Source organism: Pseudomonas sp. GW823-FHT02E01, from assembly GCF_058797535.1.
The window spans coordinates 24,110-37,974 of the sequence record NZ_JBXAJS010000003.1 but is presented as its reverse complement, the minus strand read 5'-3'; the positions used below and the strand labels follow the sequence as shown (position 1 = coordinate 37,974).

Here is a 13,865-nt window from a genome sequence, read left to right as displayed (position 1 = left end):
CATTAGATCAGGGTGGGTCAGTTATTTGCGGCGGAGTCCACCCGGGTCATCTGCCCTCGCTCGTAACGCGGGTACAGATGACTGACGCTGCGGATCAGTTCATAACGGTTCAGGTTGATCCCGGCGAAGCGTTCGGGGATGGGGCTGCGGATCATCTCGGCCATATCACTGCCATTGGCCGCGCCGTCGCGCATGAGCTGATCGAGCCAGGTCAGGTAATCGCGCATTTGCTCGAAGGGTTGTGGATCGCTCGACACCGGCCCATGGCCCGGTACGACCTGTGTCCAGGGCAAGCCTTGCAGGGTCGCGATGTCCGCCAGCCACACCGACAGCCCTGGACTGTTGGGCGTTGTCAGCGCCCGCTGATAAAACACCAGGTCCCCGGCAAACAGCACACCGGTTTGCTGGTCGAGAATAGCCAGATCCGCGCCCGTATGCCCACCCAGGCTCAGCAAGCGCAAATCGTGATTCCCAAAACTTTTCACGCCGGGTGTCAGCGTCTGAGTCGCCAGCACCACTTCGGTGCCACGCATCCAGTCGCCGACCATCCGGTACATATTCTCCGCCATGGCATCGCCTTGCTGGTGCAACAGCTCGCTGGTGCCGGCCAAGGCGCCGATTGGCACGTCGGTGAAGGCTTGATTACCCAGCACATGGTCCGGGTGGTGATGGGTCAGCAAGACCTCGATCACCGGCTTGTCGGTGGTGGCGGCAATGGCCTTGCGCATCGCTTCGCCGTAACGCCTGGACGGCCCGGTGTCGATCACCACCACACCGCGTTCAGTGACGATAAACGCGGTGTTGACGATGTTGCCGCCGTTGGCCTTGGCGAAATTATCGGTGCTGCCTTCCAGTAACCAGGTGTCCTGGGCGATCCGCCGGGGCTTGAGCGAGTACTCGAGATCGGCCAGGGCCGGCGGACTGACGCTTAACACCATCAACAGGATCCAGCGCATGCCACGCTCCTTAGGGTCAGGGGATCGACGCATCGAACTCATTGCCGCTGTTGTCCCGTAGCAGCAGGCGCGTTTGCCCTGCCCCTTCGATGTCGAAGGCCAGGTTGGGGTTTTCGCTGACCGCGGGGAACAGCTCCAGCCGGGCCAGCACTTGCTCGTTGCGGTCGCGCAGTTCGGCATGGTTGATGAAGAATTCCGGAATGCCGCTGACCATGCCGTTGTCCATGGGATGGGCCACCTGCATACGCAAACGGCTGAACCCGTCCCGGGGATAACGCCCGCCGAGCACTTCGCCGATGCGCTCCTCCCAGCCCGGTTGAGTCCGCACCACGCTCGGGGCGGTGCAACCGCCACCCGCGGCGTCAATCAGGGTCGAGCCGACATGCCACACGCCGTCGCGGGTCAACACCGCCGCGCGCAAGGGCGTCGCCTGTTCGATGCGAATGCGCAAAGACAGCCACGGCAAAACCGAGTTCAGCGGCTGGAAGTCGACGATTTTCGGCAACGGATTCAGCTCTGCCCAGGCGAGGATTTTCACCACCTCGCCATTGAACGCCCGGGCATCGATTTCCAGCGGCACCTGCCGGGCATCTTCGGCAAACGGCGGCGCCAGCAGCTTGACCCGCTCATCGAAAACGAACGGCGCATTGCCCAGAAACTGCTGATGGTAGAAGGCCCACATCACCGATGGCACCGGATCCTTGCCGGGATCGATAGCGCCAGCCTGTGCCGCCAGGCTCAACCAGCAGGCCAACAGACAACTCCCTCGCCATTTCATCGCCTGCTCCTTATTGATACATCTCCGGCACGTCGTAACGCAGGCCGTAATGGCCGTAGATGGTCTTCACCGAACCGTCGCGGATCAGCGCTTCCAACGCCTCTTCCACGGCATAGGCCAGTTGACGGTTGCTTTCGTGCACCGCCATGCCGATTTCCCATAGCTGCTTGCCCATGTTCGGGTAGGCATTTTCTGCCAGCGCCACCTGTGGGTCGGCCGCTTCGTGCACTTGCCAGTCGATTTCGCCGCGCATGGCCATCACCGCGTCGACCTCACCGGCCTTCATCGCGGCAAACGCCTGGGGTACGCCCGAATAGTGATGGGTCTTGCCAGCGAGCATGCCGTTGAACACCGAGGTCAGGTAGAACGAGGGCACGCTGTCGACTTCGACACCAATCGGGTGATGCTCGAACACCGCGACGCTGGCGACCTTATCCAGCCTTCGGCGGTCATAGGCCACCTGCCATTGCTCGTTCTGGTACGGACCGAACATCACCACTTGGCCGTTGACCAGTTCGCCGAACTCGTTGCGCTTCTGCGCGTAGTCACGGTCGTAGGGCACGCGCATCATCAGGTCGGCCAGTTGCTGGTTGTGCAAGGCACTGGCACGCCAGATGTAGTCGCGCAGGTCGTCATCGAGTTTTTCCCCGGCCGGTGCCCAGATCAGCGACAGGCGCACACCGAGTGCCTTGGCCAAGGCCTCGGCGAGTTCGACATCGACTCCCTGGGGCTTTCCGGCACTTTCGAAACTGTAGGGGGCGAAGTCCTTGTAGACCGCCACCTTCAGCTCCCCGGCGGCGATCATTTCGTCGTAGTTGCGAACCTGCGCCTGCGCCGCCTGGCAGCACAGCCACAGAGCGCTGATCAACACCGCGAGCAGGCGCATGGGTCACTCCTCGACGCGCACAGTGTCCAGATAGGTACGCACCGCCCACAGGGCTTCCTGGCTCAGGTAGTCGGCCATCTTCGGCATGTACACTCGACCGTCGCGCACCGCGCCATGGCGCACCCGTTCGGCGAACCATTCATCGCCCGCCTCGCCGACATCGAGCATGCGCAAGTCGGGGGCGATACCACCGGACTTGGCTTCCAGGCCATGACAGGCCGCGCAGTTCTGGGTATAGGCCGAGGCGCCGATTTCCACTGCCTTGTCATGTTCCGGGGCGGTGCGATACGGGTTCACCGCGGCCCAGCCATCGGCATCGAGCTGCACCCCGGCGTCCTTGATCGGGGTCAAGCCCTGGGTGGCGACAGCCTGTGGCACCACATTGCCGTGGGCCCAGACGGAGCCTGCACTGATCAAACTGGCCAATAGCCCGGTCACGAGCAAGGCGTTGCGTTTTGTTGTCATTGTTATGCCCTCTGGATTGCACGCAAAACCTCTTGGCAGAGGCTATGGCAGCCATCTTAGAAAGCCCTGCGCACAGCCCCCATGCTGCTTTGGTGGTCGCTACCTAGTCCCTTGGTAGTAAGGCGCTGGATGGACACCACCGGTACTTTCTGCATATTTCCTCAGCTTCGCGGGCTTCCTATGCTGGCGCTACCTGTAATGGAGTGCCCTATGCGCCAGCTAATCCCTTACGCCCTGATCTACCTGCTGGCGATTGCCTGCGCCGCCGGCCTGGCCACCCAGAGTCAGGCCGCCGATGCGCCCTTGCAGGTGCGGATCGGCTACCTGGGTTATCGCCCCGACGCCGGCCCGTTGCTGTCGAACGTCATCCCCGAGCCCACCGATGCCGGGCTGCGCGGTGCCGAACTGGCGATCACCGACAGCAACAGCACCGGGCGTTTTCTCAACCACGGCTACAGCCTGGTCAGCGCCAGTGTCGACAGTCCCGAGGCCTTGCTCGAAGCGGCAAAGGTGCAGCATGAACAGGGCTTGCGCCTGTTTGTGGTGAATGCCCCCGCGACCAGCCTGCGCCAATTGAGCGCGGCACTGCCCGATAGCCTACTGTTCAACGCCGGCAGCCCCGACGACAACCTGCGCTCCAGCGATTGTCTGCCGAACGTGCTGCACACCTTGCCGAGCCGGGCGATGCTCGCCGATGCGCTGGCGCAGTTTCTGGTGTTGCGCAAATGGCAGCGGGCGCTGCTGATTGTCGGCCCGACCCCGGACGATCAAGCCTATGCCGCCGCCCTGCGCCGCGCCGCCAAGCGCTTCGGCTTGCAACTGGTGGCGGAAAAACCCTGGAGCTTTGATAACGACCAACGCCGCAGCGCCCAGGCCGACATGCCGCTGTTCACCCAGACCGCCGAGTACGACGTGGTGCTGGTGGCCGATGAACGCGGCGACTTCGGTGAATACGTGCCCTACCAGACCTGGTACCCGCGCCCGGTCGCCGGCACCCAGGGCCTGACCCCGGTGGGCTGGCACAAGACCGTGGAAACCTACGGCGCCGCGCAGTTGCAAAAACGCTTTGAAGCCCTGACCGGACGCTGGATGAATGACCGCGATTTCGCGGCATGGATGGCCGTGCGCAGTATCGCCAGCGCCGTGAGCAAACTGCGCCAGGCCGAGCCAATGGCGATCCGTACGCTTGAAATCAGCGATCAGTTGCCGCTCGACGGTTTCAAGGGTCGCAAGCTCAGCTACCGGTCGTGGAACGGCCAGTTGCGCCAGCCGATTCCCATTGTCCAGCCCCGGGCGCTGGTCAGCACCTCACCCCAGGACGGTTTTTTGCACCCGTTCAACGAGATGGACAGCCTGGGTTACGACAAGCCCGAGGTCAGCTGCCGCTTTCCCTGATCCGAACATCACAACAATAAGGAATCCGCCATGCGCCGCACCCTGCTCTCTTGCACCTTGCTGCTCGCCGCTGGCAATGCCGTTGCCAGCACTGCCTGGGTCTCCAACGAAAAGGACAACAACCTGAGCCTGATCGACATGCAGACCCTGCAAGTCACCGACACCCTGCCCGTCGGCCAGCGCCCCCGCGGTCTGCTGCTGTCCCATGACAACAAGCTGCTGTACATCTGCGCCAGTGACTCGGACCGGGTCCAGGTGATGGACGTGGCCACGCGCAAGATCATCAAGGAATTGCCCTCGGGCAAAGACCCTGAACAATTCGCCCTGCACCCGAACAATCGCTGGTTGTATGTCTCCAACGAAGACGATGCGCTGGTCACGGTGATCGACACGGAGACCTCCAAGGTACTCGGCCAGATCAACGTCGGCGTCGAGCCCGAGGGTATGGCCGTCAGCCCCGACGGCAAGTGGGCGGTCAACACCAGCGAAACCACCAACATGCTGCACTGGATCGACACCAGCACCCAGACCCTGGCCGACAGCACCCTGGTGGACCAGCGCCCGCGCTTCGTCGAGTTCTCCCCCGATGGCGCGAAGCTCTGGGCCTCGGCGGAAATCGGCGGCACCGTGACCATTCTCGATGTGGCCAGCCGCACCGTGCTCAAGACCCTTAACTTCCAGATCAAGGGCGTGCACCCGGACAAGGTCCAGCCGGTCGGCATCAAGCTCAGCGCCGATGGCAAGTACGGTTTCGTCGCACTGGGCCCGGCCAATCATGTGGCGGTGATCGATGCCAAGACTTTCGAGATTCTCGATTACCTGCTGGTGGGTCGACGGGTCTGGCAGATGGCGTTCACCCCGGATCAGAAGCAACTGCTGGCCACCAACGGCGTCAGCGGCGATGTCTCGGTGATCGATGTCGACAGCCTCAAGGTCAGCAAATCGGTGAAGGTCGGGCGCTATCCCTGGGGCGTGGTGGTGACGCCATGAACGCCCTTGAAGTCAGCGACCTGAGCTTTGCCTACGGCTCCCGGGAGGCCTTGCGCAAGGTGAGTTTCAGCCTGGAACCCGGGCGTTTCGCCGCGCTGCTGGGGCCCAACGGCGCCGGCAAGTCGACCCTGATTGCCCTGCTGACCCGGCTCTATGATCTGCAGCAAGGCGAGATCCGCGTCGGTGACTGTTCATTGCGCAGCGCGGCACGCCCGGCACTCAGGCAATTGGGCGTGGTGTTCCAGCAAAGCACCCTGGACCTGGACCTCAGCGTCGAGCAGAACCTGCGTTATCACTCGGCATTGCATGGCCTGTCCCGGCGTCAGACCGACCTTCGGGTCGACGCCGAACTGGCCCGTCAGGCCCTGACCGACCGTCGCCGCGAACGGGTGCGCGAACTCAATGGCGGCCATCGTCGCCGGGTGGAAATTGCCCGCGCCCTGTTGCATGAGCCGCGCCTGCTGCTGCTCGATGAAGCCAGTGCCGGCCTCGACCCGGCGAGTCGCCTGGCGCTCAACCAGCACATCCGCAGCCTGTGTCGCGACGAGCACATCAGCGTGCTCTGGACCACCCACCTGCTCGATGAAGTACAGCCCAGCGATGACTTGTTGATCCTGCATCAAGGTCGGTTGGTGGCCAGTGGTCAGGCCGATGCCCTGAGCCTGGAGCACGGCGGTGATCTCGGCTCGGCCTTCACTCGCCTTACGACATCAGGGGTTGTCCAATGAACGCTTACTGGCAATGCTTGCGCGGTATCGTGCTGCGCGAATGGCTGCGCTTTGTGCTGCAACGCACCCGATTTCTGAGCGCCCTGGTGCGGCCGCTGCTGTGGTTGCTGGTGTTCGCCGCCGGCTTTCGCGCGGCGCTGGGGATCGCGATCATCGAGCCCTACGATACCTACATACCGTACGAGGTCTACATCATTCCCGGGCTGGCCTGCATGATCCTGCTGTTCAATGGCATGCAGGGGTCACTGTCGATGGTCTACGACCGCGAGATGGGCAGCATGCGCGTGCTGTTGACCAGCCCCCTGCCCCGAACCTTTCTGCTGTGCAGCAAACTGCTGGCCACGTCGCTGATTTCGTTGTTGCAGGTGTATGCGTTCCTGGCGATTGCCTGGGTCTACGGCGTGCGGCCACCGGCCATGGGCCTGTTGCTGGCGTTGCCGGTCCTGTTGCTGGTGGCGTTGATGCTCAGCGCACTGGGCCTGTTGCTGTCGAACGCGATCCGCCAGCTGGAGAACTTTGCCGGGGTGATGAACTTCGTGATCTTCCCGCTGTTTTTCCTGTCATCGGCGCTGTATCCGCTGTGGAAGATGCGCGAGGCCAGCCAGTGGCTGTATTGGCTGTGCGCGGTGAATCCCTTTACCCATGCGGTGGAACTGGTGCGTTTCGCCCTGTATGAACGCTTCAATCCGCTGGCGCTGGCGGTGTGTGCGGGTTTGACGCTGCTGTTCGCGCTGCTCGCCGTGCTGACCTTCAACCCGCAGCATGCGGCCTTGCGCAAAACCAACTGACTACACAGGTCAACTGTGGGAGCGGGCTTGCTCGCGAAGGCGGCGGCAAATTCAATAAATAAGTCGACTGACACAACGCTTTCGCGAGCAAGCCCGCTCCCACAGGGGGATCTTCATTGAACAGCGTGAAATTACTACTTTAGTACTGGTTTTCCTGTCTATCGTCGCATTCCCAACGCCCCCCGACTGGCATGTAATAGGTCCATAACTATAAGGACTGAAACCATGCCGCGAGCCCGACGTTGCCTGTTGCGCCCTACTCTCGCCGCCCTGTCGCTGGGCCTGCTGCTGAGCACCGCGCAGGCCGACACGGCGCTGTTCTCCACCGACGGCTATCGCATCGGCCTGTACCGCAGCCCGACGCCGGAACAACTGCAAGGCGCAACCATCATCGACACCCCCGCCCTGCAAACCCTGCTCGGCCAAACCCCGCGCCCGGTGCTGATCGACGTCTACCGCCGTCAGTGGCTGCAAGGGCAGTTCATCGAAGACCAGCCCCATGAAAACCTGCCCGGCAGCCATTGGCTAGCCAATACCGGCGACGGTGACCTGACGCCCGCCTGGCAGGATTACTTTTCCCGCAACCTGAAATCACTGACTGGCGGCGACCCGACGCGACCGCTGGTCTTCTACTGCCGCTCCGACTGCTGGTTGAGCTGGAATGCAGTCAAACGCGCAGCCACCATGGGCTATAAGACTCTGTATTGGTATCGCGATGGCCTGGACGCCTGGCAAGCGGCCAATCTGCCGGTTTCGCCAGCCAGCCCCGAACCCTTTCCCTGAGCTTTACGCGTGCGTGTAGTTGCCACACCATAATCAAAATAATGAGGTGAAAGGCCATGTACAAAATCCTGATTGCCGACGATCACCCGCTGTTTCGCGAAGCCATTCACAACGTCATCAGCGACGGTTTTGCCGGCACCGAAGTGATGGAAACCGCCGACCTGGACAGCGCCCTGGCGCTGACCCAGGAACACGACGACCTGGACCTGATCCTGCTCGACCTGAACATGCCCGGCATGCACGGGCTCAATGGTCTGATCAACCTGCGTAACGAAGCGCCGACCATTCCGGTGGTGATTGTCTCCGCCGAGCAGGACAAACAGATCGTGCTGCAAGCCATCACCTACGGTGCGGTGGGTTTCATCACCAAGTCCTCACCCCGTACCCAGATGACCGATGCCATCCAGCAGATTCTCAATGGCAATGTCTACCTGCCCCCGGACATCATCCGCACCGCCAAAAGCAGCACCCACCGGCGGATGAACGACACCCCGGGCTTCCCGCCCGAACTGCTCCAGGCCCTGACCCGCAAACAACTGCAGGTACTGGAACGCATGACCAAGGGCGAATCGAACAAGCAGATCGCCTACACCCTGGAAATCGCCGAGACCACGGTCAAGGCCCATGTCTCCGCGATCCTGCGCAAGCTCAACGTGCACAACCGGGTGCAGGCGATCCTGAGTGCCGGGGATATTGATTTCGGGTCTTATCTGCGGCGTTGAGTCAAGACCGCGTCGCTCTCATCGCGAGCAAGCTCGTTCCCACAGGTACGATGCTGTCCCTGTGGGAGCGAGCTTGCTCGCGATAGCGGTGGCAAAAACGCCGGGATCTCAAGGCCTGCCGAGCAAATGACTCATCGCCGTCTTCAGTTTCATCGGCCGCACCGGCTTGTGCATCAGGGTGTGGCCCAGTTCGCGGATCTGCTGCTTGAGTTCATTGCTGTAGTTGGCCGTGATCATCATCGCCGGGACCGGTGACGCGCGCCGGGCATTGATCCGGGCCACGGCGTCGACACCGTTGCGATCGTTGTCCAGATGGTAATCGGCAATCAGCAGGTCCGCCTCGGCGTGGTAATTGTCCACTTGCCGCGCCAGGTCCTCCTCCGACAGCGCCGTCACCACCCGACACCCCCACCCCTCCAGCAAGGTGCGCATGCCGGCACAGATGGTCGCGTCATTGTCCAGCACCCATATCCGCGCACCGCGCAGGCGCTCAAGCATCGGCTCGCTCATCTGCAACGTCGGCGGCGGTTTCGGCGCGGTGGCGCTCAACGGTACTTCGACCGAGAACATCGAACCCCGTCCCGGCCATGAGCGCACATGGATGCGATGCCCGAGGATGCCGGCAATCTTCTCGACAATCGCCAGGCCCAGGCCCAGGCCGCGATCCTGATCGGGTCGCTGCACATCACCGCGCTTGAACTCCTGGAAAATCTCCTCCAGGCGATGCTCGGCAATGCCCATGCCGCTGTCCCAGACTTCGATCGTCAGGCACTGATGATGCCGCCGGCAACCGAGCACCACGCGACCACTGTAGGTATAGCGGATCGCATTGCTCAGCAGGTTGCGCAGAATCCGGGCGAGCAGCTGGATGTCACTGCGCACCAGCGCCGAACAGCCGATGAAGTGCAGTTGCAGGCCTTCACTGCGCGCCACCTGGGTGTATTCGGCGGCCAGGTTGTCCAGCAGTTCACTGAGGGCGAACGGCGCAATGTCGGCTTTGATCACCCCCGCATCGAGCTTGGAAATATCCACCAGGGTGCCGAGCAGGTTCTCCACGTCTTCCAGGGAATTGCTCACGTTGCGCACCAGAACTTCGCTGGACATCGGCTCGCGCCGCTCCAGCAAGGCACTGGTAAACAGCCGAGCGGCATTCAACGGTTGCAGCAGGTCATGGCTGACGGCGGCGAGGAACTTGGTCTTCGACAGGTTGGCCTGCTCGGCTTCCTGCTTGGCCTCGCGCAAGCGTGACTCGACCAGGCGACGCTCATCGATCTCGCGCAGCAGTTGGTCATTGAGGGTAGTCAATTCCGCCGTGCGCTCGCGTACCCGCAGCTCAAGGTTCTGATAAGCCTGGTGCAACGCCTCGGCGGTGCGCCGGCGTTCGGTAATGTCGCGGATCAGCACGAAAATCCCCACCACCTCGCCACTGGCCAGACGGTTGGGCACATAGGAGCGCAGCATGTAGCGCTCCTGGTTGTTGACGTTGGTTTCGGCGAATTCGAACGTCACGCTCTCGCCCGCCAGCGCCCTGGCCACGTAGGACTCCAGCCGCTGGTAATGCTGTTCGCTGTGCACTTCGCGCAGGCTCTGGCCGAGCATCACGCCGCGGGGCCAGCAGTACCATTCTTCGTAGACCTTGTTGGTGAACTCGTAGACCAGATCGGCATTGAGGTAGGCAATCAATGCAGGTACGTGATCGGTGATCAGGCGAATCCAGTGTTCGCTTTCACTCAGCGCCTCGGCGTGCTGGTAGCGTTCGGTAATGTCGGTGAAGGTGTTGACGAAACCGCCGGCGGGCAATGCATGGGTGCGGATTTCCAGGACCCGGCCATCGTACAGGCGCTGTTCGCATTCGCGTACCGGTCGTCCGTTGCCATCGCGACTGGCCGGGGTCAGCAGGTTCAACTCGCTGTCGGCGATTACTTCGGCAAACGGGCGATGGGCCGCCACGGGCGCCAGGCCGCTCAACTCCAGGAAACGCCGGTTCCACAACTCCAGAATGCCCTCGGCGCTGACCATCGCCACCCCTTGGGACAGGTTGTCGACCGCCCGTTGAAGCAGATGCGACTTCTGCGCCACCGCCTGCTCCCGGCGTACGGTTTCGCTGAGTTTGACGTCGGTAATGTCGGTGAACAGAATCACCCGCCCCCCTTCCTGGGTCGGCCGCTCGCTGACTTGCAGCCAGCGCCCGTTCTGCAGGCGGTAAAGCAGGTTTTCGTCGGCATGCCCGCGTGGCTCTTCGGTGAACAGGCCGTTGTTCATCATCAGCCGCTTGACCTCGGTCAGGCGCATGCCGGCATTGATTCGCACCCGGCTGTTGCTCCAGAACGCCTTGAACCGGCTGTTGAACAGCACGATGCGCTGCTCGGCGTCGAACAGGACGAAGGCGTCGGAAATGCTTTCAATGGCATCGATCAGGTGTTGATGCGCCGTTTCCGCGCGCAGGCGGGCTTCGCTGAGCAAATGATTACCGGCCTTGAGTTCGGCCATGGCCTGGTTCAGGGCATCGGTGCGTTCGCGCACCTGCTCGGCCAGCACCACCGAATGCTGGAATGCCGCGTACGGATCGTTGCCGCGGGTCACCCCGGACTCGACCCGTTCGATCAGCGCACCATTGATGCGCTGCAGTTTATGGTTTTCCAGGCGCAGCCTGGCCAGCTCGGCCTGCAGCTCAGCGATGTCCTGGGGCGCGGCCACGGGCAATGGCAACGCCGGTGAAGGTCTGGTTGATGTGCATGCCATTGAACTGTTCTCCGTAGGTGTTGAAACCCATCACCCGTTGCTCACGCAAAAACGTGCCGATCTGATCAAGACTGCCGTCGTCTTCGAGTTCCAGACGCCGCAGGAAACAGTCGCAACCGATGGTCAGCAGCAAATCACCCAGGCGCTCCTGCAAACCCTCGAACAGGCTCTGCAGGTTCGGCAGCATCGGCCCCGGAGTCATGGCGGTGAGGACGATGCCGTTTTCCACGGCGCAGTAGAAACTCAGGCTCAGGTCCGGATGCACCTGCTGGATGGCCCGCACGTAGTACTGCTGGTTGATCCGCACTGCCAACGGGTGCGCGGCGAAGACCCGGTGATCGAGTTGCGCCACCGGCACGCCGATGTGCCGGGCGTACTCGGCGGCGGCCGGCTCGGCATTGAGTTCGAAGACCCGGCGCAAAGTGCTGTCGGCCCCGGTGACCACCAGCTTTTCGGCGCGGGGCAGCACGTGGTGGGTGGTGAACACTTCGAAATCCAGCCAGGTATTGACCAGCACCACCACGGCCGCGCCGCTGTGGAACTCGCCATCGAAGTACACATGGGTATGGGTCAGGTAGTTATCGTCGCCGGCCGAGCCGCCGAAATGCGGAATGTCGCCCAATGCCGCGCTCAAGGCCGCCAGGACCATTTCTTCACGGCTGGACAGGCCATCGAGCAAGGTCAGGGCAAAGCTGTTGCCCTTGATCGGGGCCAGGGTGTTGCTGCGACAGCCACTGACCAGACGCTCGACCATTTGCTGGGCGTCGATCAGGCTGAAGTGCTCCATCTGGTCGATCAGCTCGATCGCGATGGAAAAGTGCCGATGATCGAAACCCACCGCCGTCACGCAATTGCGTCCGTAACCCAGCGGGGTGATTTCCCCGGCGCTGGTGCAGCCCGCCAGGCGAATGCCGCCGAAGCTTTGCTGCAAGGCCTGCCCCAGCGCCTGCAAGTCGTACTCGGCGGAACAGAAGAACAGCACGAACCCCAGGTGCGGGTGCAACAACTGTCGTGCCAGTTCCTGCGCGACCTGCCGGGCATCGGTGGCCTGGGACATCGCACTGACGATTCCTTCGTTCTGGACCGACTGCATCGTCACCTCCGGCAGGTGCGTGTGTATGAGGCACGAGTGTACGAAGTCTGTGAGGTGCGACGAATGCTACTTGGGTAGCGGGTAGCCGCTTCGATGGGATGAGACGGTTGGCGACCCTCGCCGCGATGCGCACGGCCAGGGCCACCTCCCGGGGTTACCAGGTCAGCACCGCACCTACGGCAAAGGTATCGGTGTCTTCGTTCTGCTCGTCGGTGTCGTGGCCATTGATTTCGAACTGGTTGTACTCGGCCACCAGCTTGAGGTTGTCGTTCACGTCATGGAACAACGCGATGCCGCGGGTCTCGTAGTCCGCGCCGCTGCCGACCACGCCGTTGCCATCGTCATTGGTCTTGCCATAGGACAAGGCCAGGCGGTTCTTGCCCAGTTTGTAGGAGCCCTGCATCAGGTAGCCGTCGCTGTCGACATTGCGCAGGGTCGGCTCGCCGGCATTGTTGGTGAAAAACGGGTTGATGCCCTTGGCCTGGAAACCGGAGCCGGTGAGGGACAAACCGCCCATCTTCGCCTGCACGCCATAACCGACACCCTTGGAGGTGACGGTCTCGACCGTGGAATCAGTGTTGTCCGAGGTCTGGTAGCTGCCGTTGACCCAGCTGTAGATCTTTGCCCCAGCCAGGTCGAATTGATAGGTGACTTCGCTCTCGGTACGCGGGTTTTCCTGATAGGCCTTGCCCGTCGGGCTGCTGTCATTGGTGTCCACCGGGTCCATGATGCCGACCGCCACGCGCAGACCGTCCATCACCGGGGTGCGATAGGTTATCTGCGAGGTCGGGAACGGATACGGATAACCGGTGCCGATGTTGCCGAACGACACCCCGCCGCCATCCACCAGCCCCAACGTATCGCTGACCTGACCGTAACCGGCGAGCATTTCGTCGAGCAGGATGTTGGAACGGGCGAACAGCCCGAAGTCCTTGCCGATCAGCACCTCGCCCCACTCCGGGTTGGCCACGGTGCCGAAGAACTGCCGCACATCGATGGCGGTGTCGGTGCCGTTGGTTTCGCTGTCGTTGATGGTGACCCAGAACGAGGCACGGGCGCCGAGCTTGAGGTCGTCTACCTGCTTGCCCATGTTGAACCCCAGGTAGTTGGGCAGGAACCCCATCTTGACCCGCGACTGTCGACGGTCGAACTGATCGCCGGCGCGATCGACATCGCTGTTCACGTAGAAGGCGTTGATGTAGCCGTCGGTGGAGAACGTGGTCTGGTCCTTGTCGTACAGCATGATATCCGCCTCGGCCAGCGGGCTCAGGCCAAGGGCGGACAGGCTGGCGATGAAGGCAGGCAGAAAACGATGCGTGACGTTCTTATTGTTGTGCATGGCGCGCTCCGAAACGGGGGACTGAGTGTCGGAGGCGATTATCGAAACCTGACGGGCGGCGCCATACGCTGCCTTGGGGCTGGTTTTCAGGTGCTTTGGATTGGCTGGCGGTGTGTGACCACTACGGTGTAAGACCGCGTGTCAGTGAGGCTCGCCACTAAGGGTGTAGGCCTGTGGACCCCACTGGCGTCCACAGGAAC

General features: G+C 62.3%; 13 protein-coding genes. 6 read left to right on the top strand and 7 right to left on the bottom strand.

Annotation, left to right across the window (positions count from 1 at the left end; all coding sequences use genetic code 11):
• Window positions 1-17 precede the first annotated feature (17 nt).
• Genes AC1RDQ_RS07505 through pedF form a run of 4 tightly spaced genes read right to left on the bottom strand, consistent with a single transcriptional unit; the run spans window position 18 to window position 3,085 of the window.
• A complete protein-coding gene (locus AC1RDQ_RS07505) occupies window positions 18-956 on the bottom strand; it encodes a quinoprotein relay system zinc metallohydrolase 1 (RefSeq protein WP_492586869.1) in 939 nt (312 codons plus the stop codon).
• Window positions 957-972: 16 nt separating this feature from the next.
• Complete coding sequence (locus AC1RDQ_RS07500; RefSeq protein ID WP_102671471.1) at window positions 973-1,734, bottom strand: quinoprotein dehydrogenase-associated SoxYZ-like carrier; 762 nt, start codon at window positions 1,732-1,734, stop codon at window positions 973-975.
• Window positions 1,735-1,744: 10 nt separating this feature from the next.
• A complete protein-coding gene (locus AC1RDQ_RS07495; protein WP_154860158.1) occupies window positions 1,745-2,620 on the bottom strand; it encodes a substrate-binding periplasmic protein in 876 nt (291 codons plus the stop codon).
• A gap of 3 nt (window positions 2,621-2,623) precedes the next feature.
• On the bottom strand, window positions 2,624-3,085 hold the full coding sequence (pedF, locus tag AC1RDQ_RS07490) for a cytochrome c-550 PedF (RefSeq protein WP_057715198.1): 462 nt from the start codon (window positions 3,083-3,085) through the stop codon (window positions 2,624-2,626).
• Between the two features lie 210 nt (window positions 3,086-3,295).
• Here pedF and AC1RDQ_RS07485 point away from each other — a divergent pair, with 210 nt between their 5' ends.
• From AC1RDQ_RS07485 to AC1RDQ_RS07460, 6 genes are all read left to right on the top strand, one after another.
• On the top strand, window positions 3,296-4,480 hold the full coding sequence (locus AC1RDQ_RS07485) for an ABC transporter substrate-binding protein (RefSeq protein WP_492586868.1): 1,185 nt from the start codon (window positions 3,296-3,298) through the stop codon (window positions 4,478-4,480).
• A gap of 30 nt (window positions 4,481-4,510) precedes the next feature.
• The gene (locus AC1RDQ_RS07480; protein ID WP_090454965.1) at window positions 4,511-5,470 is read left to right on the top strand and encodes a YVTN family beta-propeller repeat protein; all 960 of its coding nucleotides are present in this window, start codon (window positions 4,511-4,513) and stop codon (window positions 5,468-5,470) included.
• Complete coding sequence (locus AC1RDQ_RS07475) at window positions 5,467-6,198, top strand: ABC transporter ATP-binding protein (protein WP_492586867.1); 732 nt, start codon at window positions 5,467-5,469, stop codon at window positions 6,196-6,198. Before AC1RDQ_RS07480 ends, AC1RDQ_RS07475 begins: the two co-directional genes overlap by 4 nt.
• On the top strand, window positions 6,195-6,986 hold the full coding sequence (locus tag AC1RDQ_RS07470; RefSeq protein WP_154860162.1) for an ABC transporter permease: 792 nt from the start codon (window positions 6,195-6,197) through the stop codon (window positions 6,984-6,986). The genes AC1RDQ_RS07475 and AC1RDQ_RS07470 overlap by 4 nt, the downstream gene beginning before the upstream one ends.
• 225 nt (window positions 6,987-7,211) lie before the next feature.
• Window positions 7,212-7,769, top strand: a complete 558-nt coding sequence (locus AC1RDQ_RS07465) for a PQQ-dependent catabolism-associated CXXCW motif protein (RefSeq protein ID WP_057715203.1) — start codon at window positions 7,212-7,214, stop codon at window positions 7,767-7,769.
• Between the two features lie 56 nt (window positions 7,770-7,825).
• Window positions 7,826-8,491 (top strand): response regulator transcription factor, encoded by a 666-nt coding sequence (locus AC1RDQ_RS07460; protein ID WP_057715204.1) that lies wholly within the window; start codon window positions 7,826-7,828, stop codon window positions 8,489-8,491.
• A gap of 108 nt (window positions 8,492-8,599) precedes the next feature.
• Here the strand turns inward: AC1RDQ_RS07460 and nahK are convergent, their stop codons facing one another.
• From nahK to AC1RDQ_RS07445, 3 genes are all read right to left on the bottom strand, one after another.
• Window positions 8,600-11,194, bottom strand: a complete 2,595-nt coding sequence (gene nahK, locus AC1RDQ_RS07455) for a hybrid sensor histidine kinase/response regulator NahK/ErcS' (RefSeq protein WP_340316405.1) — start codon at window positions 11,192-11,194, stop codon at window positions 8,600-8,602.
• Window positions 11,163-12,326 (bottom strand): nitric oxide-sensing protein NosP, encoded by a 1,164-nt coding sequence (nosP, locus tag AC1RDQ_RS07450; protein ID WP_090454961.1) that lies wholly within the window; start codon window positions 12,324-12,326, stop codon window positions 11,163-11,165. The genes nahK and nosP overlap by 32 nt, the downstream gene beginning before the upstream one ends.
• Before the next feature lie 154 nt (window positions 12,327-12,480).
• Window positions 12,481-13,665 (bottom strand): porin, encoded by a 1,185-nt coding sequence (locus AC1RDQ_RS07445; RefSeq protein ID WP_057715207.1) that lies wholly within the window; start codon window positions 13,663-13,665, stop codon window positions 12,481-12,483.
• Window positions 13,666-13,865 lie beyond the last annotated feature (200 nt).

Bases quoted from the DNA above. Each gene is read 5' to 3' on its own strand.
- AC1RDQ_RS07505 (WP_492586869.1), bottom strand. From the start codon at position 956: ATGCGCTGGATCCTGTTGATGGTGTTAAGCGTCAGTCCGCCGGCCCTG.
- AC1RDQ_RS07500 (WP_102671471.1), bottom strand. From the start codon at position 1,734: ATGAAATGGCGAGGGAGTTGTCTGTTGGCCTGCTGGTTGAGCCTGGCG.
- AC1RDQ_RS07495 (WP_154860158.1), bottom strand. From the start codon at position 2,620: ATGCGCCTGCTCGCGGTGTTGATCAGCGCTCTGTGGCTGTGCTGCCAG.
- pedF (WP_057715198.1), bottom strand. From the start codon at position 3,085: ATGACAACAAAACGCAACGCCTTGCTCGTGACCGGGCTATTGGCCAGT.
- AC1RDQ_RS07485 (WP_492586868.1), top strand. From the start codon at position 3,296: ATGCGCCAGCTAATCCCTTACGCCCTGATCTACCTGCTGGCGATTGCC.
- AC1RDQ_RS07480 (WP_090454965.1), top strand. From the start codon at position 4,511: ATGCGCCGCACCCTGCTCTCTTGCACCTTGCTGCTCGCCGCTGGCAAT.
- AC1RDQ_RS07475 (WP_492586867.1), top strand. From the start codon at position 5,467: ATGAACGCCCTTGAAGTCAGCGACCTGAGCTTTGCCTACGGCTCCCGG.
- AC1RDQ_RS07470 (WP_154860162.1), top strand. From the start codon at position 6,195: ATGAACGCTTACTGGCAATGCTTGCGCGGTATCGTGCTGCGCGAATGG.
- AC1RDQ_RS07465 (WP_057715203.1), top strand. From the start codon at position 7,212: ATGCCGCGAGCCCGACGTTGCCTGTTGCGCCCTACTCTCGCCGCCCTG.
- AC1RDQ_RS07460 (WP_057715204.1), top strand. From the start codon at position 7,826: ATGTACAAAATCCTGATTGCCGACGATCACCCGCTGTTTCGCGAAGCC.
- nosP (WP_090454961.1), bottom strand. From the start codon at position 12,326: ATGCAGTCGGTCCAGAACGAAGGAATCGTCAGTGCGATGTCCCAGGCC.
- AC1RDQ_RS07445 (WP_057715207.1), bottom strand. From the start codon at position 13,665: ATGCACAACAATAAGAACGTCACGCATCGTTTTCTGCCTGCCTTCATC.